Annotated in this window: 21 protein-coding genes; 2 read left to right on the top strand and 19 right to left on the bottom strand. The window is 69.9% G+C overall.

Annotated elements, in window-relative coordinates; genetic code table 11:
- The 7 genes from ABE488_RS05795 to ABE488_RS05765 form a co-directional block, all read right to left on the bottom strand.
- On the bottom strand, positions 1 to 1,296 hold the full coding sequence (locus ABE488_RS05795) for an argininosuccinate lyase (protein ID WP_346447459.1): 1,296 nt from the start codon (positions 1,294 to 1,296) through the stop codon (positions 1 to 3).
- A 73-nt stretch (positions 1,297 to 1,369) separates the two neighbouring features.
- Entirely contained in the window at positions 1,370 to 2,317 is a 948-nt protein-coding gene (argC, locus tag ABE488_RS05790) for an N-acetyl-gamma-glutamyl-phosphate reductase (RefSeq protein ID WP_346447458.1), read from the bottom strand.
- A gap of 10 nt (positions 2,318 to 2,327) precedes the next feature.
- A complete protein-coding gene (locus ABE488_RS05785; RefSeq protein WP_346447457.1) occupies positions 2,328 to 3,644 on the bottom strand; it encodes an acetylglutamate kinase in 1,317 nt (438 codons plus the stop codon).
- 114 nt (positions 3,645 to 3,758) lie between these two features.
- Positions 3,759 to 4,871 carry an acetylornithine deacetylase gene (locus ABE488_RS05780; protein WP_346447456.1) on the bottom strand — a complete coding sequence of 371 codons (1,113 nt, stop codon included), beginning with the start codon at positions 4,869 to 4,871 and terminating at the stop codon, positions 3,759 to 3,761.
- Positions 4,872 to 4,989: 118 nt separating this feature from the next.
- Positions 4,990 to 6,198 carry an argininosuccinate synthase gene (locus tag ABE488_RS05775; RefSeq protein WP_346442103.1) on the bottom strand — a complete coding sequence of 403 codons (1,209 nt, stop codon included), beginning with the start codon at positions 6,196 to 6,198 and terminating at the stop codon, positions 4,990 to 4,992.
- Positions 6,199 to 6,252: 54 nt separating this feature from the next.
- Positions 6,253 to 7,263: an N-acetylornithine carbamoyltransferase gene (locus ABE488_RS05770; RefSeq protein ID WP_346447455.1), complete on the bottom strand. Its 1,011-nt coding sequence runs from the start codon at positions 7,261 to 7,263 to the stop codon at positions 6,253 to 6,255.
- Between the two features lie 271 nt (positions 7,264 to 7,534).
- A complete protein-coding gene (locus ABE488_RS05765) occupies positions 7,535 to 8,005 on the bottom strand; it encodes a hypothetical protein (protein WP_346447454.1) in 471 nt (156 codons plus the stop codon).
- Positions 8,006 to 8,189: 184 nt separating this feature from the next.
- Here ABE488_RS05765 and cysS point away from each other — a divergent pair, with 184 nt between their 5' ends.
- The gene (gene cysS, locus ABE488_RS05760; RefSeq protein ID WP_346447453.1) at positions 8,190 to 9,557 is read left to right on the top strand and encodes a cysteine--tRNA ligase; all 1,368 of its coding nucleotides are present in this window, start codon (positions 8,190 to 8,192) and stop codon (positions 9,555 to 9,557) included.
- A gap of 609 nt (positions 9,558 to 10,166) precedes the next feature.
- On the opposite strand, the gene fabF is transcribed toward cysS, so the two are convergent.
- From fabF to ABE488_RS05720, 8 genes are all read right to left on the bottom strand, one after another.
- The gene (gene fabF, locus ABE488_RS05755; protein WP_346447452.1) at positions 10,167 to 11,405 is read right to left on the bottom strand and encodes a beta-ketoacyl-ACP synthase II; all 1,239 of its coding nucleotides are present in this window, start codon (positions 11,403 to 11,405) and stop codon (positions 10,167 to 10,169) included.
- Positions 11,406 to 11,559: 154 nt separating this feature from the next.
- A complete protein-coding gene (acpP, locus tag ABE488_RS05750) occupies positions 11,560 to 11,799 on the bottom strand; it encodes an acyl carrier protein (protein WP_047137282.1) in 240 nt (79 codons plus the stop codon).
- 131 nt (positions 11,800 to 11,930) lie between these two features.
- A complete protein-coding gene (fabG, locus tag ABE488_RS05745; RefSeq protein WP_346442108.1) occupies positions 11,931 to 12,674 on the bottom strand; it encodes a 3-oxoacyl-ACP reductase FabG in 744 nt (247 codons plus the stop codon).
- 139 nt (positions 12,675 to 12,813) lie between these two features.
- Positions 12,814 to 13,761 (bottom strand): ACP S-malonyltransferase, encoded by a 948-nt coding sequence (fabD, locus tag ABE488_RS05740; RefSeq protein WP_346447451.1) that lies wholly within the window; start codon positions 13,759 to 13,761, stop codon positions 12,814 to 12,816.
- Positions 13,762 to 13,900: 139 nt separating this feature from the next.
- Positions 13,901 to 14,695: a serine/threonine protein phosphatase gene (locus ABE488_RS05735; protein WP_346447450.1), complete on the bottom strand. Its 795-nt coding sequence runs from the start codon at positions 14,693 to 14,695 to the stop codon at positions 13,901 to 13,903.
- Between the two features lie 73 nt (positions 14,696 to 14,768).
- A complete protein-coding gene (locus ABE488_RS05730) occupies positions 14,769 to 15,752 on the bottom strand; it encodes a beta-ketoacyl-ACP synthase III (RefSeq protein WP_346447449.1) in 984 nt (327 codons plus the stop codon).
- 162 nt (positions 15,753 to 15,914) lie between these two features.
- A complete protein-coding gene (gene rpmF / locus ABE488_RS05725) occupies positions 15,915 to 16,109 on the bottom strand; it encodes a 50S ribosomal protein L32 (RefSeq protein ID WP_183425630.1) in 195 nt (64 codons plus the stop codon).
- A gap of 22 nt (positions 16,110 to 16,131) precedes the next feature.
- Positions 16,132 to 16,650 (bottom strand): YceD family protein, encoded by a 519-nt coding sequence (locus ABE488_RS05720; protein ID WP_346442112.1) that lies wholly within the window; start codon positions 16,648 to 16,650, stop codon positions 16,132 to 16,134.
- 260 nt (positions 16,651 to 16,910) lie between these two features.
- On the opposite strand from ABE488_RS05720, the gene ABE488_RS05715 reads away from it, so the two are divergent.
- Complete coding sequence (locus tag ABE488_RS05715) at positions 16,911 to 17,489, top strand: nucleoside triphosphate pyrophosphatase (protein ID WP_346442113.1); 579 nt, start codon at positions 16,911 to 16,913, stop codon at positions 17,487 to 17,489.
- Between the two features lie 271 nt (positions 17,490 to 17,760).
- On the opposite strand, the gene ABE488_RS05710 is transcribed toward ABE488_RS05715, so the two are convergent.
- The 4 genes from ABE488_RS05710 to ABE488_RS05695 form a co-directional block, all read right to left on the bottom strand.
- Complete coding sequence (locus ABE488_RS05710; protein ID WP_346447448.1) at positions 17,761 to 19,095, bottom strand: DUF763 domain-containing protein; 1,335 nt, start codon at positions 19,093 to 19,095, stop codon at positions 17,761 to 17,763.
- Between the two features lie 74 nt (positions 19,096 to 19,169).
- Positions 19,170 to 20,966 (bottom strand): DUF885 family protein, encoded by a 1,797-nt coding sequence (locus ABE488_RS05705; protein ID WP_346447447.1) that lies wholly within the window; start codon positions 20,964 to 20,966, stop codon positions 19,170 to 19,172.
- A 23-nt stretch (positions 20,967 to 20,989) separates the two neighbouring features.
- Positions 20,990 to 23,335, bottom strand: coding sequence for a DPP IV N-terminal domain-containing protein (locus ABE488_RS05700; protein WP_346447446.1), 2,346 nt, complete (start codon positions 23,333 to 23,335; stop codon positions 20,990 to 20,992).
- 116 nt (positions 23,336 to 23,451) lie between these two features.
- Positions 23,452 to 25,971 carry an excinuclease ABC subunit UvrA gene (locus tag ABE488_RS05695; RefSeq protein ID WP_346447445.1) on the bottom strand — a complete coding sequence of 840 codons (2,520 nt, stop codon included), beginning with the start codon at positions 25,969 to 25,971 and terminating at the stop codon, positions 23,452 to 23,454.
- Positions 25,972 to 26,071 lie beyond the last annotated feature (100 nt).

The raw sequence follows: 26,071 nt of genomic DNA, 5'->3' as shown, positions 1-26,071 counted from the left end.
TCATGCCAGCGCCTCACAGCGCGCACGCAAGGCATCCAGCCGCAGGTCGGCGGCCCCGCCCGGCGAGGTCCGCGCGGCCAGGCTGCCTTCGGGCGTGCGGCCCTGGCCGGCGGTGTCGGCGCTGGCCGCAGCCGCCTGGTAGGCCTCCCGGAACGGCACGCCGGCGATCGCCGCCTCGACCGCGACGTCGGTCGCGTACATGCCCGAATCGACCGCCGCGCGCAGCCGGTCCTCGCGCCATTCCAGGTTCGCCAGCAGCGCCGGCAGCAGTTCCAGCGCCGCCAGCCCGCGACCGAAGCCGTGGACGATCGCGCCCTTGGAGCTCTGCAGGTCGCGGTGGTAGCCCGACGGCAGCGACAGCAGCTGCTCGATCTCGGTGCGCGCCGCCGCGACGCTGGCGTGCGTGGCGCGCATCAGCTCGACGACATCGGGATTGCGCTTGTTGGGCATGATCGAGCTGCCGGTGGTGTACTGCGCCGGCAACGCGACAAAGCCGTACTCGGCGCTGGTGAACTGCGACAGGTCCCAGGCCAGGCGACGCAGGTCGAGCGTCGCACTGCCCAGCGCCTCGAGCGCGGCGAGTTCGAACTTGCCGCGCGAAAGCTGCGCGTAGACCGGCGAGACCTGCAACCGCGTGAACCCCAGCGCGGCCGTCGTGTGGTCGCGGTCGAGCGCCAGGTTCACGCCGTAACCGGCCGCCGTGCCCAGCGGATTGCAGTCGATCAGCGCCAGGGTGTCGGCCGCGCGCACCGCATCGTCGATGAAGGCCTCCGCCCAGCCCGACCACCACATGCCGCCCGAGGACAGCACCGCGCGCTGGATGTGGGTGTAGCCGGGAATCGGCAGGTCGCGCTCGGCCTCGGCACGATCCAGCGCGATCTTGGCGATCTCGCGCGACAGCGCGGCCAGACGCGCCAGCTTCTCCTTCAGCCACAGGCGGGTGGCGACCAGCACCTGGTCGTTGCGGCTGCGGCCGGTGTGGATGCGCCGGCCGGCATCGCCCAGGCGCTCGGTCAGGCGCGCCTCGATCGCCGAATGGCCATCCTCGAAACGGTCGTCGAGCACGAACGCGCCGCTGCGGAAGTCCTCGGCCAGCGTCGCCAGCTCGCGCTCCAGGCCGGCGAGTTCGTCAGACGACAGGATGCCCACACGCTGCAGTCCTTGCGCATGCGCGGCGCTCGCGGCGATGTCGTGCAGGAAGAACGCTCGGTCGAGGATCACGTCGTCGCCGGCCAGGAACGCTTGGATCTGGGTGTCGACAGCGACGCCAGGCTTCTGCCAGAGAAGATTGCTCATCGAAATGCGTCTCGGAATGGGCTTGTGTTGGATGCCCGCACAGGGATGTGCGAGCGCTTGCCAGCGACTCGCGTCACTGGATCGAAGTCAGTTCGGCGAACCCCAGCGCGCGGTTGAGATTCTGCATCGCCTGCGTCGCCGCGCCCTTGAGCAGGTTGTCGAGCGTGGCGACCACGACCACACGGCCGTTGCCCTGGGCCATCGTGAAGCCGCCGACCTGGGCGCCGTGATGGCCGGCGATGCGGCTCACCCAAGGTGCCTCGTCGACTACCTCGATCAACGGCTCGTCAGCGTAGCGGGTCTCGAAGCGCGCCTTGACCGCATCGCGCGAAAGCGGTGCGCGCAGCCACAGGTTCACGGTCATCGTGATGCCGCGGAAATGCGGCGCCACGTGCGGCATGAACTCGACCGGCACGCCGAGCCGGGCCGAGACCTCGCGCTCGTGCACATGGCCGGTCAGCGCGTAGGGCATCAGATTGTCGGCCAGCAGCGCGACATTGTTCTTGTCCGACGGCGTGGTGCCCGCGCCCGAGTAACCGGACACGCCGAAGCATTGCGGCGGGCCGGCGAGCTGGTCGAGCAGCGGCGCGATCGCCAGCTGCATCGCGGTGGCGTAGCAGCCCGGATTGCTGATGCGTCGCTGGCCGTTGTAGGTATCGCGGGTCAGTTCCGGCAGGCCGTAGTACCAGGCTGGATCGAACCGGTAGTCGGCCGACAGGTCGACGATCACCGTCTCGGGCCGGGCCGCGTCGAGCGCCGCAACGAACGGCGCCGCCTTGCCATTGGGCAGCGCCAGGATGACCGCGTCCGCGCCCTTGGCCGCGACTGCGTCGGCATCGAGAGTCTCGAAGCGCAGTGCGCCCTGCCAGGCGTCGTTGTGGTCGGCCACGCGCTGGCCGTCGAGCTCGCGCGAGGACACGAACAACAGGTCCAGCCCCGGGTGCGCGGCGACGAGGCGGATCAGTTCGCTGCCGGTGTGGCCGCGCGCGCCGACGATGCCGATGGTCTTCTTGTCCGTCATGTCGGTATCCTCAGCCCGCCAGCGTCGCGGCGCGCGTCGCGCAGTGTGCCACGCAACGCTGGATCTGCTCGAAGCCATCGAGGCCGTACCAGAACACCTTCCACTTCTCCTGCTTGATGCAGCCGTCGGATTCGGCGTAGTAGAAGATGTTGACCGGGTTTTGGTGACGCGAGCGCCAGAACAGCTGCGGCGTCTCCTCGCGCATCACCTGCCAGACTGCCCGGCCCAGGCCTTCGCCCTGGGCGTCGTCGAGCACGGCGAACTTGTCGAGGTAGGTGCTGCCCTCGGCCGCGGTCAGCACGACCGCAGCCCGATAGTTCTCGCTGACGTAGGCGCGCAACAGCGGCGTGCGCTCGAAGTAGTCGTCGGCCAGCGTGCGTCCGAAGCTCGACTCGATCAGCGTGCGCAGCCGCGGCAGGTCGAGGGCGTCCCACGCGGTCGCGCGCAGCACGCGCTCGCCGCGCCGCACCAGCGTGCCCGAGCCCTTGTGCGTGAACAGTTCCTTGGCCAGGTCCGCGGGCCGGGTGATCGAGACCGACGAGGCCAGCGGCAGCCCTTCGAGCAGGTCCTTGATCTGCTCGATCTTGACCTTCATGCCGCCGTGCAGCCACGGCTGCCGGATCAGGTGATCGTATTCGGTCGACAGGTTGATCGAGTCGATGACCTTGCCGCTTTCATCGAGCAGCCCGCCGGTGCCGGTCAGGAAGATGATCTTGTAGGGCTGCAGCGTGCGCACCAGCTCGTTGGCGGCGAAGTCGGCGTTGACGTTGAGGATCTGGCCCGAGGCGGTCTCGCCCAGGCTGGTGATCACCGGGATCGAGCCGGCCTGCAGGCTGGCCTCGATCGGCGCCAGGTTGACGCGCTCCACCTCGCCCACCAGCCCGTAGGTCTCGCGATCGAGGTAATGGGCCTCGAACACGCCACCGGTGATCGAGGTCGCGCGCGCCCCGTTCTTCTGCAACGCCTCGACCAGGCGCAGGTTGGCGGCCTGGAACACGCGGCGCACGATCGCCAGGGCTTCGGGCGTGGTCACGCGCAGGCCGTCGACGGTCTTCTTCTCGATCCCGGCCGCCGACAGTTCGGCGTCGAGCTGCGGACCGGCGCCGTGCAGCACGATCGGCGTCAGGCCGACTTCCTGCAGGAACGACAGCGACGACGTCAGATCGTCGAGCTCGTCGCGCAGGACCGCGCCACCGACCTTGACCACGGCGAAACGCTTGGCATCGAGCTGCGAGAAGCGCTTGAGGTATTGGCTGATCTCTTTCGCGCTGGCCATGCTCGAAAGCAGGCGCACGATGGTCTGGCGGGTCTGTTGGTGTGCGTGCATGGGTCTGGGCTTGTGATGTGTCGCGCATGGAGGCGCGGACGGATGAGGAAGGACGGGAATCGCCGCGCGATCAGGCCGCGGCAGCGCGACGACGGCGCGCGACGGGCAGTGCGCTCATGGACGCGAGCCGCCGGCGATGATCCGATGCACCGCGGCGGCGTAGCGCTGCAGTTGGTCGAGGGTCACGAACTCGTCGGCGGTATGCGCCTGGGCGATGTCGCCCGGTCCGTACACCAGCGCGGTATGGCCGGCGGCCGAGAACAGCGAGGCCTCGGTCCAGAAATCGACCGCGTTGCCGATCGGCAGATCGAACGCATCGGCGATGTCGCGTGCGGCGAGCCGCCGCTCTTCCGCCCGCGCAGCACTTCCATCAAAAGCCGCGCCCGACGGCAGGCTCGGCCCACGGAACGTCTCTTGGAAATGCGCGGCGGCAGGCTCGGCGAAGCCGGCGAAGGTCGCCAGCAGCCCATCGACATCCATCGACGGCAGCGGCCGGAAGCCGAAGCGCAGTTCGGCCTCGGGCGCGATCATGTTGGCCTTGATTCCACCGTCGATCCGGCCGATGTTGAAGCGCAGCCCGGTCAGACCGCCGAAGCGCTCGGCGTCAAGCGAGGCGACGTGATCGAGCGCACGGTCGCCCCAGCGCACCGCCTGATGCAACGCACTCGCGGCCGGGTCCTGGCGCCCGGAGGCATGCCCGGCGCGGCCGGCGAAGCGCATCAGCACCGAGCTGATGCCGCGATGCGCGAGTACCGCCTCGCACTGCGTCGGCTCGGCGACCAGCACCGCATCGAACGACAGCCCACGCGCCAGGAACGCGGCGATGCAACGCGGATCGTTGGCTTCTTCGTCGGACGAGAACAGGAAGGCCGCGTCGCCGTCGCAGGCATTGGCCGCGGCGATCAACGCCGCGGCTGCGCCCTTGATGTCGCATACGCCCAGCCCGACCACGCGGTCGTCCAGGCGCCGCATCGTATGCGGATCGGCCGACCACGCCGGCGAGTCGGGCACGGTGTCCAGGTGCACGTTGAACAGCACCTTCGGCGCGCCGCGCACCGCATACAGGCTGACCGCGCCGGCGCCGTGGTCGATCACCTCGACCGCGAAGCCCGGCAACTGCGCACGGATGTAGTCGAAGATTCCGCCCTCGGCGGCGATCGCCCGCGGCGGATTGCGGGTATCGAAGGCCACCAGGTGTTCGAGATGGTCGAGAGTCTGTCCAAGCATGGATTGGCACGCCTTCAGAACTGCTTCTATCCGGCTGGAGGAGAGCCCCCTTCCAGCTGAAGGGGGCGCGCCAACGACGCGGGGTTTAAGGTGAAATGCCCAGCCAAGCCAACCGCGGTCAGCCGCGGTTGACCTGCGCGTACAGCGTGGAGCTCATGCCAAAGAGCTTGATGAAGCCTTCCGCTTCCTCCACGCCCCAGTCGGCCGACTGCGCATAGGTCGCGCCCTTGGCGTTGAGGATGTGCGGCGAGCGCACCGCCACCGCATCGACGCGTCCGCCGCGGGTCTCGAGCACCACCTCGCCGGTCACGTTGGCCTGCGACGAGGCCAGGAACGCTTCGATGTCGGTCTTGAGCGGGTCGTGGAAGAAGCCCTCGTACACCAGCTCGGTCCACTTGCGCGCGACCTCGGGCTTGAAGCGGTTCTGCTGCTTGGTGAGCACGGTGTCCTCGAGCGCACGGTGCGCGGCGAGCAGCGAGATCAGACCCGGCGCCTCATAGACGATGCGACCCTTGAGCCCGATCACGGTGTCGCCGGTGTAGACGCCGCGGCCCACGCCGTAGGGCGCGAACAGCGCGTTGAGCTTGGCGAGGATCTGCGCGCCCGGCAGCGTTTCGCCATCGAGGGCGACCGCCGTGCCCTGCTCGAACCGCAGCGTGACCTGCAGCGGCGCTTCCGGCCATTGGGCGCGCGGTGCGCACCAACCCCGGGCGCCCTCGCCCGGCGCTTCCCAGCGGTCGATCTCGCCGCCGGACATGGTCACGCCCAGCAGGTTCTCGTTGATCGTGTAGGCCTGCTGCTTGGCGCGCACGCCGAAACCGCGCGCTTCCAGATACGCCTGCTCGTAGGCGCGGGTCTGGGTGTGTTCCTTCTGGATCTCGCGGATCGGCGCCACGATGCGGTAATCGCCCTGCGCCTTCACGGCCAGGTCGAAACGCACCTGATCGTTGCCCATGCCGGTGCAGCCGTGCGCGATCGCATTCGTGCCGAGCTCGGCGGCGCGCGCGAGCGCGGCGTCGACGATCAGGTAACGGTCCGACACCAGCAGCGGGTACTGGCCCTGATAGGCCTCGCCGGCCCAGACGAACGGCTTGACGAAGCCGTCCCAGATCGCCGGCCCTCCATCGATGGTGACATGGCTGGCGACGCCCAGCTCGGCCGCACGCTGCTCGATGAACGCACGCTCCTCGGCATCCACGCCGCCGGTGTCGGCGAACACGGTGTGCACGGTCCAGCCGTGCTCTTGCAGATAAGGCACACAGAAGCTGGTGTCGAGGCCGCCGGAGAAGGCAAGGACGATGTCGCGGGACGTGGTGGCGCTGGTCATGGGCTGTGGTCCGTGGAGATGCGAAAGAGGAAGTCGATATGGATGCAGTGCGCGTCAGCGCATCAGGGTCGCCATGACCGCCTTCTGTACATGCAGGCGGTTCTCGGCTTCGTCGATGGCGATGCACTGCGGCGAATCCATGACAGCGTCGGTCGCCTTGACGTTGCGCCGCAGCGGCAGACAGTGCGAAAACACGCCGTTGTTGGTCAGCGCCATCTTCGCCTCGTCGACGATGAAGTGCTGGTACTGGTCGCGGATCGGCTTCTCCGGGCCCCAGTTGCCGAAGAACGGCAGCGCGCCCCAACTCTTGGCGTAGACCACATCGGCGCCGGCATAGGCACTGTCGATGTCGTGGCTGACCGCCAGCGAGCCGCCGCTCTCGGCGACGTTCTGCCTGGCCCAGTCCATATAGCGTTCGTCGAGCACGTAGTCCGGCGTCGGGCACAGCAGGGTCACGTCCATCCCCAAGCGCGTGGCGATGGTCAGCGCGGAATTGGCGACCGCGGTGTTGAGCGGCTTGGGGTGATAGGTCCAGGTCAGCACATACTTCTTGCCGCGCAGATCGGAGGTGCCGAAGTGCTCCTGCAAGGCCAGCGCGTGCGCCAGCTCCTGGCAGGGATGGGTGATGGTCTCCATGTTGATGACCGGCACCGGCGAGTACTTGGCGAAGGACTTGAGCACGATGTCCTGGCGGTCGTACTGCCAGTCCACGAACTTCGGGAACGCGCGCACGCCGATCATGTCGACGTAGCGGCCCAGCACCCGCGCGACTTCGGCGATGTGCTCCTCGGTGTCGCCGTCCATCACGGTGCCCAGGTCGAACTCGATCGGCCAGGCATCCTTGCCGGGCTGCAACACAATGGCGTGGCCGCCGAGCTGGAACGCGCCGAGTTCGAAACTGGTGCGCGTGCGCATCGACGGATTGAAGAACACCAGCGCGATCGACTTGCCCTTGAGCGCGTCGCCGAGCTTCTCGCGCTTCAAGCGCGCGGCATCGGCCAGCACGGCGTCGAGGTCGGCGCGGCTCCAGTCCTGGGTGTTGAGGAAATGGCGGATGGCGGTCATCGGCAATGGGCTCGTGGAAGGCGGGAAAGGAAATGGTCGGCGCGGAAACGAAAAAACCCGGCCTGGGCCGGGTTTGGTCGGATACCGCGCAAACGCGCAGGCAGGTTCCGTCTAGCCCGGGAGGATGTGGGCTTGCGGTCGACGCGCGCGCGAGGTCATGCCCGACGCCATGCGGGCGGAGGTCAGGATGTCGGCGTCGGCGCGGCATGCGGTCATGGGCGCGCATCCTCGCACGCGCCGCGCTGCGCTGCAACAGGCGCCCGCAGCGGACTCAACGCGGTTCGACGACAGGAGTCACCGAGACCCGCACCCGCAGCCGGTTGCCGGGGTCGTAGGGCAGCCGGGAGCGGTACTTGACCCCCTTGTGCACGTAGTCGACGTCATAGGCGATCGGCCGGCGGAACTCGCGCTCGACCGGCACCATGCGACAGTCGCCGCCGGCCGAGCGGTCGACTTCTTCGACCTTCTCGTCGTCCGAACGCAGCACGTCCTTGACCGCTCCCACCACCCGCGCGAAGCCGCGGCGTTGCGACTCGGCCGTCACCGGCGTGGTCGCCTCACAGCGCTCGACCATGCTGGTGGCGCGCAGCGTCTGATACACCGGCTCGGCGCGCAGCACCTGGGCGTACTCGATCCGCGCGTTCTCGATCTGTTGCGGCGCCGACGATGCGGCAGGCGAGGATTGTGCAAACGCCGCGACGGGCGCAGCGACGGCGAGCAGGGCCAGGACGGGCACTGGCATGGACGAGCGGCGGATTCGACGGGCGAGTGTGGGCACCGAAGCAGTGTAGGCGCCCCCCGGCGACCGGGGCTGAATCCTCGCTGTCGTGGCCCGGCCCGATCGGCCGACGTCCGGACGCCATCGCGCGGCCTGTCGCCCGCGGCGCCCCGCCGCTAGAATCGGGCGGTTATCCGGCGAGCGCGCAATGTCCCTGCACCTGTACAACAGCCTGAGCCGTCAGGTGGAGCCCTTCGCCCCACTCGACCCCGCCTGCCCGACGATGTACGTCTGCGGGCCCACCGTTTACAACTACGTGCACATCGGCAATGCCCGCGGCCCCGTCGTGTTCGGCGTGCTGGCCGACCTGCTGCGCCGCCGGTACGGTGCGCTGCGCTATGCGCGCAACATCACCGACGTCGACGACAAGATCAACGCCGCCGCGGCCGCTCAGGGCGTGCCGATCTCGGCGATCACCGACCGCTTCGTCGCTGCCTACCGCGAGGACATGGCCGCGCTCGGCGTCGCCCCGCCGGACATCGAACCGGCCGCGACCGCGCACATCGACGGCATCATCGCGATGATCGAATCGCTGATCGCCGCCGGTCACGCCTACACGGCCGAAGGTCACGTGCTGTTCGCGGTCGACACCTTCGACGGCTACGGCAAGCTCTCGCGCCGCGACCCCGACGACATGCTCGCCGGGGCCCGCATCGAGGTCGCGCCCTACAAGCGCGGCCCAGGCGACTTCGTGCTGTGGAAGCCCTCGACCGACGCCCTGCCCGGCTGGGACTCGCCCTGGGGCCGCGGCCGCCCGGGCTGGCACATCGAATGCTCGGCGATGGCCGCCGCGCACCTGGGCACCACGATCGACATCCACGCCGGCGGCGTCGACCTGCAGTTCCCGCACCACGAGAACGAGATCGCGCAGAGCGAATGCGCCCACGGCGGCGCGCCGTTCGCGCGTGTGTGGCTGCACAACGGCATGCTGACCTTCGCCGGCAGCAAGATGTCCAAGTCGCTGGGCAATATCGAGCGTGTGCACGACCTGGTTCGCGCCCACCCGCCCGAAGCGCTGCGCTACGCGCTGCTGTCGGCGCACTACCGTCAGCCGCTGGACTGGTCGGACGCCTTGATCGCGCAGTCGGTGCGCACCCTCGACCGGCTCTACGGCACCCTGCGCGACCTGCGGGACGTCGACGCCGCACCGACGATCCCCGACAGCATCGAGCGGGCCCTGGACGAGGACCTCAACACGCCGGCCGCACTCGCCGAACTGGCACGCATCGCCGGCGAGGCTCGGCGCGCCGAGACGCTCGAGGCCCGTGCCACGCACAAGGCCGCGCTGCTCGGCGCAGGCCTGGCCTTGGGCCTGCTGCAGCAGGCGCCGGCCGACTGGTTCGGCCGCGGCGCCAGCGACGACGACGACGCCCGCATCCAGGCCCTGATCGACGAACGCATCGCCGCCAAAGCCGCTCGCGACTTCGCCCGCGCCGACGCCATCCGCGACCAACTGGCGGCCGAACGCATCGTGCTCGAAGACACGCCCCAGGGCGTGCGCTGGAAGCGTGGCTGACGTCCCACACCTCCCCCGCACGCGGGGGAGGGCTTGGATTGCGGATGACGGGCAGGCTTCGAGTAGCCGTGCGAGCGCAGCGCGCGATGGGTGGCTTCGAAGACCGCGTGAGGCAGCGCGCGATGGGGGGTCTCAAGGCCGCGTGGAGCCGCGTGCGGCGACGTCTCTGAAAGACGCCACCCGGTTCACCGCCCCGCGCGCGCGCGGGCGGTCGGGAGGTCGGGAGGTCGCCTAATCCCCTGACCACGCGCACGACTCACCGCCCCGGCGCGCGGGGGCGGTCGGCGCCGCAGGCGCCGGGTGGGGGCTGCTCCTGCGCGCGATGCGGAGGCCCGCTTCACTGACAGCCCCCACCCAACCCTCCCCCGCACGCGGGGGAGGGCTTGGATCGTTTGCCTCGCCCACACGCTGGGACGGCTGGATCGTTTGCCTCGCCCACACGCTGGGAGGGCTGGATCGTTTGCCTCGCCCACACGCTGGGAGGGCTGGATCGTGCGCCGCCCCGGCCTAGGGAGGCGAACTTTGATCGCGCGCACGCGGGGTTCTTGAATGCCATCAACGACAAGGCCCGCTTGCGCGGGCCTTGTCGTCGTCTGGACACCAGAGGCGTCAGACCTTACGCAACACCAGCGATCCGTTGGTGCCGCCGAAGCCGAACGAGTTCGACATTGCGTACTCGACCTGCACCTGCCGCGCGGTGTGCGGCACGTAGTCGAGGTCGCAGCCCTCGCCCGGGTTGTCGAGGTTGATCGTCGGCGGAATGATGCCGGCGTGCAGTGCCATCGCCGAGAACACCGCTTCCACACCGCCGGCCGCGCCGAGCAAGTGGCCGGTCATCGACTTCGTCGAGCTGACCATCACCTTGCCGGCCTGGTCGCCGAGCACGCTCTTGATGCCCATCGTCTCGGCCAGATCGCCGGCCGGTGTCGAGGTGCCGTGCGCGTTGATGTAGCCGATCTGCGAAGCGTCGATGCCGGCATCGGCGATCGCCGCGCGCATGCAGCGGGCGCCACCCTCGCCATTCTCGCTGGGCGCGGTCATGTGGTACGCATCGCCGCTCATGCCGAAGCCGGCGACCTCGGCGTAGATGCGTGCGCCGCGCGCCTTGGCGCGCTCGTACTCTTCGAGCACCAGGATGCCGGCACCGTCGCCCATGACGAAGCCGTCGCGGTCGCGGTCCCACGGCCGCGAGGCCGCGGTCGGGTCGTCGTTGCGCGTGGACAGCGCCTTCATCGAGCAGAAGCCGCCGACCGAGGTGGGCGTGGTCGCGAACTCGGCGCCGCCGGCGATCATCACATCGGCATCGCCGTATTGGATCATGCGCATCGCCAGGCCGATGTTGTGGGTGGCCGTCGTGCACGCGGTCACTGCGGCGATGTTCGGCCCCTTGGCACCGGTCATGATCGAGACCTGGCCGGAAATCATGTTGATGATCGTGCTGGGCACGTAGAACGGCGAGATCTTGCGCGGGCCGCCCTCGTGGTACTTGATCGCGGTCTCTTCGATGCCCTTCAGGCCACCGATGCCCGCGCCGATCGCCACACCGATGCGCTCGGCGTCCGCCTCGCGAATCTCCAGCCCGGCATCGGCGATCGCCATCAGGCCGCCAGCCACGCCGTAGTGCACGAACGGGTCCATCTTCTTGATGTCCTTGGCCCCGATCCACTGTCCGGCATCGAAGCCCTTGACCTCGCCGGCAATGCGCGTGGCGAAGTTGGAAGCGTCGAAATGCGTGATCGGGCCGATGCCCGAACGCCCGTTGACGATGCCGTCCCAACTCGAGGCCAGGTCGTTGCCCAGCGGCGAGAGGATGCCGATGCCCGTGATGACGACGCGGCGTTTGGCCATGGTGAACTCCTGACGTGGATGCGGCGCAGATCGCGGCCGCCGATACGCACGAGGCCGCAGTGCGGCCTCGTGACAGATTCGGATCGGGCAGCCGACCGGCGGACCGGTCGGCACCTGCGCGCGCCGCCGAGTGGCACGACGCAGGACGCGGGCATCAGCCCTTGGCGTGTGCCTTGATGTAGTCGATCGCCTGCTGCACCGAGGTGATCTTCTCGGCTTCTTCGTCCGGGATCTCGCACTCGAACTCTTCTTCCAGCGCCATCACCAGCTCGACGGTATCCAGCGAGTCGGCGCCCAGGTCGTCCACGAACGAGGCGTTGTTGCTGACCTCGTCTTCCTTGACGCCCAACTGTTCGATCACGATTTTCTTGACGCGCTCTTCGATGTTGCTCATAGGTCTTCTGCTCCGGGGAGGCGATTTGCGGTGGATAGTGTAAGGGAAAGCCGGGCAGTGGGCGCACCACCATCAAAGCCCTTGCCATTCAACGACTTGCCCTCGAAATCGGGAGAACGGTGACCGCCGTCTCAGGGCATGTACATGCCGCCGTTGACGTGCAGGGTTTCACCGGTGATATAGGCGGCGGCCGGGCCGGCCAGGAATGCCACCGCCTGTGCGATGTCGTTCGGCTCGCCCAGGCGGCCGAGTGCGATCTGCTCGGTCAGCGCGGCCTTGGAGGCTTCGGGCAGGTCGCGGGTCATGTCGGTGGCGATGAAACCGGGCGCGACCACGTTGACCGTGACCCCGCGTGAGCCGATCTCCTTGGCCAGCGACTTGCTGAAAGCGATGATCCCCGCCTTGGCGGCGGCGTAGTTGGCCTGGCCGGCATTGCCGGTCACGCCGATCACCGAGGCGATGTTGACGATGCGGCCGCGGCGCGCCTTCATCATGCCGCGCATCACGGCCTTGGAGCTGCGGTAGACGCTGGTCAGGTTGGTGTCGAGGATGGCCTGCCAGTCCTCGTCCTTCATCCGCATCAGCAGGTTGTCGCGGGTGATGCCGGCGTTGTTGACGAGGATCGAGATCGCGCCGAACTCGGCGGCGATCGACTCGACCAGCGCCTCGATCGCACCGGCCTGCACCACGTCCAGCACGCGGCCGTGGCCGCCGTGCGCGGCCAGGCGTTCGCCGATCTTCGCAGCGCCGGCCTCGCTGGTCGCGGTGCCGATCACGGTCGCGCCCTGCGCGGCCAGGGTGTCGGCAATGGCGGCGCCGATACCGCGGCTGGCGCCGGTGACGAGGGCGATCTCGCCCGAAAGCGGTGTGCTCATTGAATGCTCCGGAAAAAGGACGTCGGGGTGCGACGGATCGACAGCGGGGTCACGGATCGTTCGGGATCAACGGCGCGCGGTGCGATGGCCGTCCGCCCTGTCCGCGATCGCGCCGGCTGGCCGAGCCGCCACGCGGTGATCAGGCGGCCCAATCGGCCAGCGCGGCGTCGAAATCGGCCGGCAGGCCCAGCGCGCGCGCCTCGATCGACTTGTCGATGCGCTTGACCAGGCCCGCGAGCACCTTGCCCGGCCCGCACTCGGCGATGCGAGTGGTGCCGCGCGCGGCCAACGCCTCGACGCAGCGCGTCCACTGCACCGGCAGGTAAAGCTGGCGCACCAGCGCGTCGCGGATCGCGGCAACGTCCTCGTGCACGGCCGCATCGACGTTGTGGACCACCGGCAGCGCAGGCGCCTGCCAGGCGATCGCGCCCATCGCGTCGGCCAGCCGGTCGGCGGCCTCGCGCATCAGCGGGGTATGCGACGGCACGCTGACCGCCAGCTTCACCACCTTGCGCACGCCACGCTCGCCCAGCAGCGCGATCGCCCGGTCGACGGCCTCGGCATGCCCGCCGATCACGACCTGCCCCGGAGAATTGAAGTTGGCCGGCACCACCACCGCGGCGTCGACCGACGCCTCGCGGCACAGCGTCTCGACCAGCGCGTCCTCGGCGCCGATGACCGCGGCCATCGCACCGGTCCCGGCCGGCGCGGCGTCCTGCATCAGCTGCCCGCGCAGGCGCACCAGACGCGCGCCGTCGGCCAGCGACAGCGCACCGGCCGCGACCAGGGCGGTGTACTCGCCCAGGCTGTGTCCGGCAAGTACCTTGGGACGCGCACCGCCGCGCTGCTCCCATGCACGCCACACCGCGACACCGGCCGCCAGCAACGCCGGCTGGGTGAACTCGGTGCGCCCCAGCTCGGCCTCCGGTCCCTGCTGGGCCAGTGCCCACAGGTCCACGCTGGCGCCATCGGAGGCTTCCGCGAACGTGTCGCCCACGATCGGGTGCTGCGCGGCCAGTTCGCCGAGCATGCCCAGCGACTGCGAGCCCTGCCCGGGAAACACGAATGCGAGTTGCGATGCGGTCACACGATCTTCCAGCGGAAAAAACCGGGGCGATGATAAGGGGCCGGATACGACATTGTCTGTACTGCGGCGTATGCAGGGCGGCATCGCCTGCGCGTCGCCACGCCTTGGGCGGGGCAACACAGCGGTCGGCCCAGCGGGCTCAGAACAGCATCTGCAGCAGATCGATCTCGCCGTCGTCGATCCAGTCCCACAGCACGAACGCAATCACCAACAGCGGCAGCAGCGTCGCGGCATGCACCACCAGGATCGAGTGGGCGATGTGCCGCGCCGAGCGCCCCAGCCATTGCATGCGCCGCGCCAGCCCCTCCAGGCGCCCCACCTGCCCGGCATGGCGTGCGACCTCGCCGCACCCATCGCGCAGCGCCGGCGCGAGCAGATCGGCCAGTGCATCGGTGCGCCCGTCGTAGTACTTGGCGATGCCGAACGCGAACAGCAGCCAGTCGCGCGCCTGCGCCTGCGGCAGCGACATGACCTCGAGCGGATCTTCCTCGAAGTCGATGAAGCCCACGCGGCCGGCATCGTCGATCGTGATGTTGCGCGGGACCATCTGCCCGAAATAGGCGCCACGCGCATGCGCGTCGGCGATCGCCGCGATCACCCGCCGGGTCAGCGCATCGATCGTGGCTGCATCGCCATCGGCTGCGCGCAGGCGGGCGGCGAACGTGGTGCCGATATCGCTGAGCAACAACGTCGACTCCCCCTCTCCGAGCACCCGCGGCACGCGGATGCCCAGCGCCTCGAGTTCGGCCAGGCGGCGCGCCTCGATGGCCTTGGCCTCCTCGCCGCCGGGATGCGGCGGCGGGCGCAGCGCATCGATTTCCAGCTTGCGGACGACGGCGTCGAGCAGACCCAGGGTCAGCTTGCGGCTGTCCCCTGCCTCGTAGGCCTTGAGCCAGGCCTCGCGCCCGGCGATGACGATCGATTGCACGCCCATGGCGGCATCCTCCACGCGATCGCAAGCGGTCCGCGCGGGGCCGGACCGGTCACGCGCGCGCCGCGATCGACACTCAGTAGCGCAACAGCGCCGAACCCCATGTGAATCCGCCGCCGAAGGCTTCCAGCAGCAGCAGTTGGCCGCGCTCGACGCGACCCGAACGCACCGCCTCGTCCAGCGCCAGCGGCACCGAGCCCGACGAGGTGTTGCCATGCCGGTCCACGGTCACGACCACGCGGTCCATCGGCAGGTCCAGCCGCTTGGCGGTGGCCTCGATGATGCGCAGATTGGCCTGGTGCGGAATCAGCCAGTCGATATCGTGACGATCCAGGCCGTTGGCGTGCAGTGTCTCGTCGACCACCGAGTCGAGCGCCTTGACCGCGTACTTGAACACCTCACTGCCGGCCATGCGGATGCGCACACCGGCATTGGGCTCGTCGGGCTTGAAGCCGGCCGATACGCCGACCGGGTTCCACAGCAGTTCCTTCTTCGCGCCGTCGGCGTGCAGATGGGTGCTGAGGATGCCGGTCTCGCGATCAGCCTTGAGCACCACCGCACCGGCACCGTCGCCGAACAGCACGCAGGTCGTGCGCTCGGTCCAGTCGACCATGCGGGTGAGGGTCTCGGCGCCGACCACGAGCACGGTTTTCGCATCACCGGACTTGATGAACTTGTCGGCGACCGACATCGCAAACAGGAAGCCCGAGCAGGCCGCGTTGACGTCGAACGCGCCACACCCGCCCGCGCCCAGCCGCGCCTGCAGCAGGCAGGCGGTGGACGGGAAGATGATGTCGGGCGTGGTGGTGCCGACGATGATCAGGTCGAGTTCGTCGGCCGAAACCCCGGCCGCCTCCATTGCGCGCGTGGCGGCATGGAAGGCCAGATCGCTGGTGGTCTCGCCCTCGGCTGCGATATGACGCTCGCGAATGCCGGTGCGGGACGCGATCCATTCATCGCTGGTGTCGACGATCTTCGACAGGTCGTCGTTGGTCAGCACCTTCTCGGGCAGATAGCTGCCGGTGCCTGCGATGCGGGAATAGATGCGTTCGCTGCTCATCGTGCGGACTGCCCTCGCCTCATGAACGTCTTGGGAAGGACGGCGGCGACCGGCACGTTCGCGAAAACGACCGGCGCTATGCCGCAACGCGGCGCGTCGCCTGGAAAGAAGCGTGATACACGCCGAAAGGTCCGCCGCGACGCGACGGACCCGGGAAAGACCTCAGTCTTCCTCGACGATCCGCGTCTTGGGCTGGATCACCTGCTTGCCGCGGTAGTAGCCATCGGCCGTGACGTGGTGGCGGATATGGGTCTCGCCGGTCGTCGGGTCGGTCGACAGCAGCTTGGCGCTCAGCTTGTCGTGCGCGCGGCGCTGGCCACGGCGGGACGGGGTCACTCGGGATTTCTGCACAGCCATGGGAATTGCTCCAGCAACAGGTTCAGTTGTTTCGTTCTTTCTTGAGATCCGCCAATGCCGCGAACGGATTGACGCGTGTTTCTTCTTCGGTCGACACCGGCCAGTCGCGCTCGACCGTCTCCGACCCCGGGGCCGCCGGAATCAGCGGTACCGCGAGAATCAGCTCGTCCTCGACCAGCGCGGCCGGCGACAGCATGCCGTCCTCGGGGACCAGCAACGCTTCGTACTCCGGCAGCAGCCCGGCCTCGTCCGCCTCGTCGCGGATCAGGCCCAGCCGCTGCACCGTCCCGACCGGCAGCACGAACCGCTGCAGGCTGCGCTGGCACATCAGCGGCAGCATCGCGTCGATCCGCAGCTCCGCGTACGGGATCTGCAGCGCGTCGCGACCGAACTCGATCGAGCAGACGACGTCGTCGGCCTCGGTGTCGGCCAGGACGTCGCGAAGACGCGACATCGACGACAACGGAACCTTGGCTTCCAGACGGCTTGAGGCCGCGACCAGACGCCAAGCATCGACCAACTCGGGCATTTGCGCGGACATAAGCCGCTGAATGTTAAAGACGTGCCGAGAGCCTGTCAAATACGCCATCGCCCCGGAATCGTCTTCGAGTGCCCGGCGATGCTGCCGGCATCGTTCGACTCCGCCTGGAGATGCTGCCGCCGCCGACCGATGGATTGGTATTGTAACCGCGGGGGCAAGCGTCGCGGCCGTGCTGCGACCGCTCATGCATCCGGACAACGCACGATGGACCGCACGCCGCCGGTCCGCTCCCTGATCCTCGCGACGCCACAGGACCCAATATGCCCGCCCCCCTGATCCTCGGCTCCACCTCGCCCTACCGCCGCGAGTTGCTCGCGCGCCTGCGCCTGCCCTTCGAATGCAGGCGCCCGGAGGTGTCCGAGACACCGGCGCCGGGCGAGGATGCGCAGACGCTGGCGATCCGCCTGGCGCTGGCCAAGGCGGTCGACGTAGCGACCCATGCACCCGACAGCTGGGTCATCGGCTCCGACCAGGTCGCCGCGCTCGACGGCGCGCCGCTGGGCAAGCCCGGCGACCGCAACGGCGCCATCGTCCAGCTGTCGGCGATGGCGGGCCGCACCGTGGTGTTCCACACCGCCGTGGCCCTGGTCCGCAACGGCGAGCCGGCACGTCAGGTCCTCGACCGCACGCAGGTGCGCTTTCGCGCCCTCGACCGGGCCACGATCGAGCGCTACGTCGACGCCGAACAGCCCTTCGACTGTGCCGGCAGTTTCAAATGCGAGGGCCTGGGCATCGCCCTGTTCGAGGCGATCACCAGCGACGACCCGACCGCGCTGATCGGCCTGCCGCTGATCGAGACCGCCCGCCTGCTGCGCGAGGCAGGCTACGCGGTGCCTTGAGAATCCTGCCTGGAGCCGCGCCCCACCCGGCGCGCCATGCGCGCCGACCGCCCCCGCGTCGCGGGGGCGGTGACCCTACCGCAAAGCGCCGCCCGCCCCACAAGACAGCGCCCTCCCTACTCGCCGAGTAACGCCCCCTCCCCCCGCACGCGCGGGGGAGGGTTGAGGTGGGGGCGAACACCCACGACGATGCCTCAGCCTGCCCGCGTGCGGGGCATTGCGCCCTTGACGGGTGGAGGGCTGGGGCGGGGGCAGACGCCTCGCGGATATCTCACCCGGCGCGTGCCGCGCCTGCGTCATCGGCCGGCGGCTCCCAGCCGAACACGCTGCGGCCGCCGTAGGCGTGCGAGGCGGCGCGCTCCTGGGCCAGGAACGCCGCCAGCGACGGGCCGCCCGCGGTCGCTTCCAGCGCGCGCGATTGCGCATCGAGCCGGCGGATCGCCGCCAGCCGGTCGTCGTTGCCGAGCTTGGCGCGCGCCACCGCGGTGCGCATCACGTCGATCGTGCGGTCCAGCACCTGTGTGGGCACCGGATACGGATGCCGGTCCTTGCCGCCGTGTGCGAGCGAGAACCGCGCCGGATCGCTGAATCGGCACGGCGTGCCGTGCACGACCTCGGCGACCAGTGCCAGCGCCCGCACCGTGCGGGCCCCGACCCCCGGCACCTGCAGCAGCTCGGTGAAATCGCGCGGCCCGCATTCGGCCGCCGCGGCCAGGGCGCCGTGCAGACGCCGCAGCACGACATCACCACTGCGGACATCGTGGTGATCGGGCAGGCTCAGATGCGGCTGTAGCGGCGGCGCACCAACATCGACCGGCGCAAACAGATCGCCGGTCGTGCCCGGCGCCATCGATACCGGTGCCGCGCGCGTGGCACGTGCGGGTACCGCGCCGGCCACCCGTTCCAGTTGCCCGAATTCCCGCACCAACTGCGCAGGCGCCATCTCCTGCAGCAGCGCGACCTGCGATGCGCGCGAGGCGGCCGCGCGCCGATCGGCGAGATTGACGATCCGCCCCTGCCCCGGCCCGTCGATCGCGGCGTGCGGCGCATCGACGAAGCTCTCCAGGCCCTCGGACAGCCAGTGGTAGCGACGCGCCTGCCCTCGCCCGCCGTGCATGCCCTGCTGGATCACGACCCACTGGCCGTCGTCGGCGACGATGAAGCCGTGCAGATAGAGATCGAAGCCGTCCTGCACCGCCGCGCTGTCGACCTTGGCGACCAGCCGACTGGTGCGCGCCAGCGCCGCGCCATCGAGCCCGGTGCGCGCGCCGACCGCCAGCAGTTCATCGGGGGTCGCCCGGGAATGCCGCCCGCGCCCGCCGCAGACATGCAGGCCGAGTTCGCCCGACAACGGCGCCAGCCCGCGCTTGAGCGCGCCGACCACGCTGGTGGTGATGCCCGACGAATGCCAGTCCATCCCCATCACCGCGCCGAAGGCCTGGAACCAGAACGGATGCGCCAGCCGGCGCAGCAGCTCGGCGCGCCCGTACTCGAGCACGATGGCCTCGCACAGCACCGCCCCCAGCCGGGTCATGCGCCGCCCCAGCCACGCGGGCACACGCCCGCCATGCAGGGGAAGGTCAGCGCTGCCGGTACGTCGGGACATGCGCACAGGCTGCCGCGGCGACGTCTCAAACCGTGAGATCGCCCGCCAGCGGCACGTCGGCGCCCACGCCGTCGTCAGCTTCGCGCTGCCGGCGTCGCCTTCTGTTCCGCGATGAAGCGCCGCACCTCCGCCTCGAGCACCGGCAACGGCACCGAGCCCAGATTCAGGATCGTGTCGTGGAACGGCCGCTGGTCGAACGCGGGCCCGAGCGCGCGCTCGGCCTCGGCGCGCAGGTCGAGGATGGTCTTGTAGCCGATGTAGTACGACAGCGCCTGGCCCGGCCAGGAGATGTAGCGGTCGACCTCGGTCACGACATCGTGCTTGGCGAGCGCGGTGTGGCTGGCGAGGTAGTCGATCGCCTGCTCGCGGCTCCAGCCATCCTCGTGCAGGCCGGTGTCGATCACCAGCCGCGCCGCGCGCCACATCTCGAACGTCAGCCGGCCAAACTCCTCGTAGGGCGTCTCGTACAGGCCCATGCGCGTGCCCAGCCACTCGGTGTACAGGCCCCAGCCCTCGCCGTAGCCGGAGAAGTAGGTCTGCTGGCGGAAGTCCGGACGTGCCGGCGCTTCGAGCGCAAGTGCGGCCTGGAAGCTGTGGCCCGGCGCGCACTCGTGCAGCACCAGCGCCGGCAGGTTGTACAACGGCCGCGACGGCAGGTCGTAGGTGTTGAAGAAACACGCCTCCAGCCCGCCGCGGCCGGAGGTGTAGATCGGCGCGATGTCATCGGCCACCGGCAGGATCGTGAAGCGGTAGCGCGGCAGCGTGCCGACCACGTACTGCAACTGGCCGTCGATCTTCTTGGCGATCAACGACGCCTCGGCCAATAGCCCGCGCGGCGTGGTCGCATAGAACTGCGGGTCGGTGCGCAGGAACTCGATGAACTGCGCCAGAGTCCCGGTGAAGCCGGCGCGTTGCTTGACCTGCTCCATTTCGGCGGTGATGCGCGCGACCTCGGCCAGGCCCAGGTCGTGGATCTGCCGCGGGTCCATGTCGCGGGTCACGTACTCGCGGATCTGCGCGCGATAGAACGCGCGGCCGTCGGGCAGGTCGCTGGCGGCGATCGTGGTGCGCGTGCGCGGCAGGTACTCGCCGCGGATGAAGCCCAGCAGCTTGCTGTACGCCGGGATCGCGCGTTCGAGCACCACACGCCGGCCTTCCTCGCGCAGCTGCGCGCGCACGGGCTCGGGGATGGTGGCGGGAATGCGCTCGAAGGTCGCCAGCAGCGGATTGCCCTCGCCCGTCTGCACGTAGGGGTCGAGCGTGTTGTCGCGACCTGTGAGCGTCGCCCGCGGCACGCTCCAGCCCCGCGCCAGGCCACGTTCCATGTTCGCGATCTGCTCGTCGAAGTACCGAGGCACGTCCGCCAGCCGGCCGATGAACCGGCGCCAGTCGGCCTCGGTCTGGAACGGCTGGCGCGGGTTGATCCCGCCCCAGAAGAAACTGTCGCTGTTGAACGGTGCTTCGTAGGTGCGCCACTGCGCGTTGGCGACATTGGCCTCGAGGGTGGCGCGGAACACCGCGGCATTGATGCGCTCCTCGCCGCCGAGCGCATCGGCGTCGATGGCATCGAGCGCGGCCAGCGTCTGCGTCCAGTAGTCGGCGCGGCGCGCCCAGGCCTCGGGGGTCACCGACGGCAGGCGATCGCCGGATTGCCAGCGCCCGTCGACCTTCTCGCGCACGAACTCGCGCTGCCGCCACGCCCACTCCTGCGTGTAGAGCGCGCGCAGGGCGGCTTCTGCGGCGTTCGCCGGTGCGGCCAGCGGCGCGGGAGGCGCGTCCTGCGCCAACGCAGGCACGACGGCGCCGATCGCGAGCGAGACCGACAGGGCGAGAACGGACAGCGTCGTGCGACGACGCGGTGGCATGGACATCGGGCAACTCCTGGACAACGGTTTCATGGGGCGGCGGCCGCGGCACGGTTCCAGCGCGGCGGCGCGGCGCCGAGCAGATGGCGGACGAAGAAATCGGCCTGGCGACGGTGGGCGTAGTCGATCGGCCCATTGGACCGGCCGACGGCATGGCCGCCGCCGGGGATGGCGAGCAGTTCGAAATCCTTGCCGGCGCGGATCAGCGCATCGGCGACCTGCATCGTCGAGGCCGGGTCGACGTTATCGTCCTGCTCGCCGAGGATCAGCAGCAGCTCGCCCTGCAGGCGGTGCGCATTGCCCACGCCCGACGCTCGCGCGTAGTGGTCGCCTTCGCCCTCGGGCAGGCCCATCCACTGCTCGTTCCAGCTGATCTTGTCCATGCGGTTGTCGTAGCAGCCGTTCCAGGCCACGCCGACCTTGTAGAACGCCGGATGGAACAGCAGCGCACCGAGCGTGCTCTGGCCGCCGGCCGAGGCGCCGTAGATGCCCACGCGCGAGATGTCGTAGGCCGGATCGACCGCGGCCAGCGCACGGTGCCAGGCAATGCGATCCGGGAAGCCCGAGTCGCCCAGGTTGCGCCACGCCACGTCGTGGAAGGCCTTGCCCCGATGCGCCGTGCCCATGCCGTCGATCTGCACGACGATGAAGCCCAGGTCCGCCAGCGCCTGCATGCCGATCGGCTTGTCGCCGCCGCTGTGGTAGCCGAACGGCCAGAACGTCTTGGGCACGAACGCATCGTGCGGGCCGGCGTAGATGTTCTCGATCACCGGGTAGCGCCGCGCCGGATCGTAATCGCGCGGGCGCACCACCAATCCCCAGATGTCGGTGACGCCGTCGCGCCCCTTGGCGACGAACGGCTCGGGTGGTCGCCAGCCGGCCGCACGCAGCGCGGAGACGTCGCCGCGCGCGATCTCCGCGACCAGACGGCCGTCGGCGTGGCGCAGTTCCATCACCGGCGGCAGATCGACGCGCGAGTACGCGTCGACGTAGTACGCGCCATCGGGCGAGAGTGCGATGTCGTGGTCGGCATCCACCTCAGTCAAGCGCACCGGATCGCCGCCGTCGAGGCCGACGCGAAACAGCTGCCGGAAATACGGATCGCGCCCCGCATCCATCCCGCTGGCGGTGAACCAGACCTGGCGCGTGGTCTCGTCGACCCGCAGTACCTCGCGCACGACCCAGTCGCCGCGGGTGAGCTGGCGGCGGATCGCGCCACTGCGGCCGTCGAACAGGTACAGGTGACGCCAGCCGTCGCGTTCCGACACCCAGACGATCTCATCACCGAGCCCGCCGACCTCGTGGCGGAACCCCCGCCAGGTGTCGACGAAGGTCGCGCTGGGCTCGGCGATCGCGATCCGCGCGATCGCCGCGCCATCGCCGGCCGGCACGTCGACTGCGATCACGTCCACGCGCTGGTGGCCGCGATGCACGACCTCGAACGCGAAGCTGCCGCTGTCGCGACGCCACTGGATCGGCGAGAGCCGGTAGGGATCGGCGAACATCGACGCCTCGATCTCCAGTTGCCGGCCCTGCGCGAGATCGAACAGCACCGGCCGCTCGATGTCGACCCGGTCGCCGGGCTTGGGATAGAGCTGGGTGTGCACCCGCGGCTGGCGCTGGTCGCGCGGCGCGGTCTCCACCCGCACGACCTCGCGGCGATCGCCCGGCACGACGCGATAGCCCGCCAGCCAGCGCGAATCGGGCGACCAGGCCAGCGTCTGCGGATCGTCGAACGCCGCTGCACTCCCGCCGCTGCCACGCAGCACCACCTGGCCATCGGCGACCCGGCGCACAACGACGTTGTCGCCTTCGACCTGGGCCTCGTAGCGCCCGTCGGGCGATGGCCGCGGCGTCGTGTCGGCGGCCACCGTGAGGTCGCGCACCACGCCGAATGCGCGCGGACGGCCCGGGCGCGCCGGCTTCGGCGCGCAATGCGCGGGATGCAGCGTGCAGCCCCAGCGCACGTCGCCGACCTGGAACACGATCGCACGACCGCCGGCCTCGTAGTCGAACGCATCGAACGGCAGGTGCAGCGGATCGTGGCGCGTGCCGTCGGCGCGGCCCAATGCGGCCGCGATCGCGCCATGGTCGAACGCGCGGCGCGACCCGCCACCGGCCAGGTCGTAACGCAGGAATGCGAACCCGCCCTCGACGGTCGCGCGATAGTGAAAGCGCCCGTCGTCGGTCCAGCGCGCCGGCCAGGTCACATTGCGCGTCAACTCACTCCACTGCGCGCGCAGCGCCAGCGAGCGCGCGTAGTCGTCGGCGCTGGGGCCTGCCGCCAGCGCGGCGGCAGGAAGCGCCAGCAGTGCCATCGCCCACGTCGCCAGCCGCCTCATGCCCCGCCCGTCCGCTCGTGCCATCGTCCCCATCGCCGCTGCGGCCCGATCGGCCGACCGAGTCGTATGCCACAGGCACCGGGATCACGGCAACCGCCGTGGGGCACGCCGCCACCGCGGCCACCGCGGCCACCGCGCGCGCGACGGAATCAGGCCATCGCCTCGCGCAGGAACGGCGCGGTCCGACTGGTGCGGTGCTTGGCGACGGCCGCCGGCGTTCCGGCCACGACCACATGGCCGCCGGCCGCGCCCGCGCCCGGCCCCATATCGACGACCCAGTCGCTGGCCGCGGCCACGCGCATGTCGTGCTCGACGACGATCACGGTATTGCCCGCGTCCACCAGCCCGTGCAACTGCGTCATCAAGGTGTCGACATCGCTCGGATGCAGACCGGTCGTCGGCTCGTCGAGCACGTAGACCGTGCCGCGCCGCTGCGCCCGCTGCAGTTCGCTGGCCAGCTTGATGCGCTGGGCTTCGCCGCCCGACAGCTCGGTCGCCGGCTGTCCCAGTCGCAGGTACCCCAGGCCGACCTCGAGCAGCACCTGCAACGGTCGCGCGATCGCGGTGTCGTCCTCGAAGAACGCCGCCGCCTCGGCGACGGTCATGCCGAGCACGTCGGCGATGGTCTTGCCCCGCAGCGTGATCGTCAGCGTCTTCGCGTCGAAACGGCTGCCGTGGCAGGTCGGGCACGGCGCATAGACGCTGGGCATGAACAGCAGTTCCACGCTGACGAAGCCTTCGCCCTCGCAGGTCGCGCAGCGCCCCTTGGCGACGTTGAACGAGAAATGCCCGGCATCGAACCGGCGGCGGCGCGCGGCCGGCGTATCGGCGAAGCGCTTGCGCACGTGGTCGAACAGGCCGGTATAGGTCGCCAGGTTCGAGCGCGGCGTGCGCCCGATCGGCTTCTGGTCCACGCGCACCAGCCGGCGCACGGCGTCGAGCCCGCCGACGATCCGCCCCTCGACCGGCGTCTCGACGCCGCGCTCGAGCGGGTCGAGCGGCGCCTCGTCGGCCTCCCCGGCCTGGCCCAGGTGCGCGCCCAGCAATTCCACCAGCGCCTGGCTCACCAATGACGACTTGCCCGACCCGCTGACGCCGGTGACGGTCGCGAACACGCCCAGCGGCAGGTCGACATCGAGCCCACACACGTTGTTGCGCACGATGCCACGCAGTTGCAACCAGCCGGTCGGCGCGCGCAGGCGGCTGGCCTCGGGCGCGTGCCCGGCGAACAGATAGCGCCGCGTCGCCGAGGCCTCGACCTGCGCCAAGCCCGCCGGCGGCCCGCTGTAGAGCACCCGGCCGCCCTGCTCGCCCGCGGCTGGCCCGACATCGACGATCCAGTCCGCATGCCGGATCACATCGATCTCGTGCTCGACCACGAACAGCGAATTGCCGGCGCGCTTGAGCTGGTCGAGGGCGCGCAGCAGCGCCTGCGCATCGGCCGGATGCAGGCCGGCCGAGGGCTCGTCCATCACGTAGACCACGCCGAACAGTTGCGAGCGGATCTGGGTACCCAGGCGCAGCCGCTGCAGCTCGCCCGGCGACAGCGTCGGCGTGCTGCGCGCCAGCGTCAGATAGCCCAGCCCCAGGTCCTGCAGCACCGCGATGCGCGCCAGCAGGTCCTGCGCGATCCGCTGCGCGGCCAACGCCTGCTCGGGGTGCGCGCGGGCATGCGTCTTGCCGGCCGCGGCCGGGGCCAGCAGGCCGGCGAGTTCGTCGAGCGGGCGCTGCGAGAACGCGGCGATGTCGAGCCCGGCGAACGTCACCGACAGCGCCTCGCGCCGCAGGCGCTTGCCGTCGCAATCCGGGCAGTCGGCGCCGATCAGGTATTGCGCCGCGCGCTTCTTCTGCTGCGGGCTCTGGGTATGGGCGAAGGTGTGCAGCACGTGGCGCCGCGCACTGGTGAAGGTGCCCATGTAGCTGGGCTCCATTTTCTTTTTCAGCGCACGCTGCACCTCGTCGAGGCTGAAGCCGGCGTAGACCGGCACCACCGGCTGCTCGTCGGTGAACAGAATCCAGTCGCGGGTCTTCTTGGGCAGCTTCGCCCACGGCACGTCGACGTCGATACCGAGCGTGGTCAGGATGTCGCGCTGGTTCTGGCCGTGCCAGGCGCCCGGCCAAGCCGCGACCGCGCGCTCGCGGATCGTCAGGCTGCGATCGGGGACCATCGACGCCTCGGTCGCGTCGTAGATCCGGCCCAGCCCGTGACAGGTCGGGCAGGCGCCGGCCGGGGTGTTGGGCGAGAACCCGTCGGCGTAGATGATCGCCTGCCCCGGCGGGTAGTCGCCGGCGCGCGAATACAGCATGCGCAGCGAATTGGAGATCGTCGTCAGGCTGCCCACCGACGAGCGCGCCGTCGGCGTGCCGCGCGCCTGCTGCAGCGCCACTGCCGGTGGCAGGCCCTCGATCGCATCGACCTGCGGCACGCCCGCCTGGTCGATCAACCGACGCGCGTAGGGCGAGATCGAATCGAGATAGCGGCGCTGCGCCTCGGCAAACAGCGTGCCGAAGGCCAGCGACGACTTGCCCGAGCCCGACACGCCGGTGAACACCACCAGTGCATCGCGCGGGATGTCGACATCGACGTCCTTGAGGTTATGTTCGCGCGCGCCACTCACACGCACGCATTGCGCAGGACCGGAAGGCGTCGACGACGGCGGATTGGGCATGGGCGGCCTGAAAAGCGGAAGCGGCCGGCATTATCGACCCGCCACCGTATCGGCCGCGTCGGCCGGCGCGCCGCCCCGGCCCGGCGTAACGACATCGTCA

This window comes from Luteimonas sp. TWI662, assembly GCF_039673825.1.
In the GTDB taxonomy this organism is placed as follows: Bacteria; Pseudomonadota; Gammaproteobacteria; order Xanthomonadales; family Xanthomonadaceae; genus Luteimonas.
The sequence above is the reverse complement of the archived record's forward strand: the minus strand, read 5'-3'. Positions and strand labels throughout refer to the sequence as shown.

What these genes read in the sequence shown, in the direction of transcription:
- rpmF (WP_183425630.1), bottom strand. Translation starts at nt 16,109, where the DNA reads ATGGCTGTGCAGAAATCCCGAGTGACCCCGTCCCGCCGTGGCCAGCGC.
- ABE488_RS05780 (WP_346447456.1), bottom strand. Translation starts at nt 4,871, where the DNA reads ATGCTTGGACAGACTCTCGACCATCTCGAACACCTGGTGGCCTTCGAT.
- fabG (WP_346442108.1), bottom strand. Translation starts at nt 12,674, where the DNA reads ATGAGCACACCGCTTTCGGGCGAGATCGCCCTCGTCACCGGCGCCAGC.
- ABE488_RS05695 (WP_346447445.1), bottom strand. Translation starts at nt 25,971, where the DNA reads ATGCCCAATCCGCCGTCGTCGACGCCTTCCGGTCCTGCGCAATGCGTG.
- acpP (WP_047137282.1), bottom strand. Translation starts at nt 11,799, where the DNA reads ATGAGCAACATCGAAGAGCGCGTCAAGAAAATCGTGATCGAACAGTTG.
- ABE488_RS05785 (WP_346447457.1), bottom strand. Translation starts at nt 3,644, where the DNA reads ATGCACGCACACCAACAGACCCGCCAGACCATCGTGCGCCTGCTTTCG.
- ABE488_RS05735 (WP_346447450.1), bottom strand. Translation starts at nt 14,695, where the DNA reads ATGGGCGTGCAATCGATCGTCATCGCCGGGCGCGAGGCCTGGCTCAAG.
- ABE488_RS05795 (WP_346447459.1), bottom strand. Translation starts at nt 1,296, where the DNA reads ATGAGCAATCTTCTCTGGCAGAAGCCTGGCGTCGCTGTCGACACCCAG.
- ABE488_RS05720 (WP_346442112.1), bottom strand. Translation starts at nt 16,650, where the DNA reads ATGTCCGCGCAAATGCCCGAGTTGGTCGATGCTTGGCGTCTGGTCGCG.
- fabF (WP_346447452.1), bottom strand. Translation starts at nt 11,405, where the DNA reads ATGGCCAAACGCCGCGTCGTCATCACGGGCATCGGCATCCTCTCGCCG.
- ABE488_RS05730 (WP_346447449.1), bottom strand. Translation starts at nt 15,752, where the DNA reads ATGAGCAGCGAACGCATCTATTCCCGCATCGCAGGCACCGGCAGCTAT.
- ABE488_RS05770 (WP_346447455.1), bottom strand. Translation starts at nt 7,263, where the DNA reads ATGACCGCCATCCGCCATTTCCTCAACACCCAGGACTGGAGCCGCGCC.
- ABE488_RS05765 (WP_346447454.1), bottom strand. Translation starts at nt 8,005, where the DNA reads ATGCCAGTGCCCGTCCTGGCCCTGCTCGCCGTCGCTGCGCCCGTCGCG.
- argC (WP_346447458.1), bottom strand. Translation starts at nt 2,317, where the DNA reads ATGACGGACAAGAAGACCATCGGCATCGTCGGCGCGCGCGGCCACACC.
- ABE488_RS05715 (WP_346442113.1), top strand. Translation starts at nt 16,911, where the DNA reads ATGCCCGCCCCCCTGATCCTCGGCTCCACCTCGCCCTACCGCCGCGAG.
- ABE488_RS05705 (WP_346447447.1), bottom strand. Translation starts at nt 20,966, where the DNA reads ATGTCCATGCCACCGCGTCGTCGCACGACGCTGTCCGTTCTCGCCCTG.
- ABE488_RS05775 (WP_346442103.1), bottom strand. Translation starts at nt 6,198, where the DNA reads ATGACCAGCGCCACCACGTCCCGCGACATCGTCCTTGCCTTCTCCGGC.
- ABE488_RS05700 (WP_346447446.1), bottom strand. Translation starts at nt 23,335, where the DNA reads ATGGGGACGATGGCACGAGCGGACGGGCGGGGCATGAGGCGGCTGGCG.
- cysS (WP_346447453.1), top strand. Translation starts at nt 8,190, where the DNA reads ATGTCCCTGCACCTGTACAACAGCCTGAGCCGTCAGGTGGAGCCCTTC.
- ABE488_RS05710 (WP_346447448.1), bottom strand. Translation starts at nt 19,095, where the DNA reads ATGTCCCGACGTACCGGCAGCGCTGACCTTCCCCTGCATGGCGGGCGT.